The 676-nt window shown below is 47.0% G+C and carries 1 pseudogene; it reads right to left on the bottom strand.

Features of this window, described 5'->3' with window-relative positions:
- Positions 1 to 204: 204 nt before the first annotated feature.
- Positions 205 to 676, bottom strand: a pseudogene (gene fusA / locus B7C60_RS17520) (elongation factor G); the annotation flags it as partial.

Below are 676 nucleotides of genomic sequence, written 5' to 3'. Positions count from 1 at the left end.
GAGTGGTTTTACCGTGGTCAACGTGGCCGATAGTACCAACGTTTACGTGCGGTTTCGTACGTTCAAATTTTGCTTTAGACACGATCGTGTTCCTTCCTAGTTATGATTCACTTTGAGTAACGCACACTCAAAGCGCGCCAGAAATTGCCATTTTATGCGCCAACGCTCGTCAGCGCAATAGATTCGTTATTAATCAAATAACAGCTAACCACGTTCTGCAATGATTGCATCTGCAATATTTTTCGGAACCTCAGCGTACTCTGCAAACTCCATCGAGTAAGAAGCACGTCCTTGGGTTGCAGAACGTAGATCGGTAGCGTAACCAAACATCTCTGCGAGAGGCACTCGGCAACGGATGATTTTCAAGCCCGCAGGCCCTTCATCCATACCTTCAATGATGCCACGACGACGGTTTAAATCACCGACGACATCACCCATCCAATCTTCGGGAGTAGTTACTTCAACCTTCATCAACGGCTCAAGAATAACAGGGCTTGCTGCTAATGCCCCTTTCTTGAATGCCATAGAGCCGGCGATCTTAAACGCCATCTCACTTGAATCGACATCGTGGAACGAACCATCGAACAGTGTGGCTTTGATATCCAGTATAGGATAACCCGCTAACACCCCGTTGTTCATTTGTTCCTCGATACCTTTCGCGACCGGATTGATGAAT

The sequence above is a fragment of the Vibrio fujianensis genome (assembly GCF_002749895.1).
Lineage (GTDB): Bacteria > Pseudomonadota > Gammaproteobacteria > Enterobacterales > Vibrionaceae > Vibrio > Vibrio fujianensis.
Note: the sequence above shows the minus strand (reverse complement) of the source record. Positions and strands in the feature narration are given on the sequence as shown.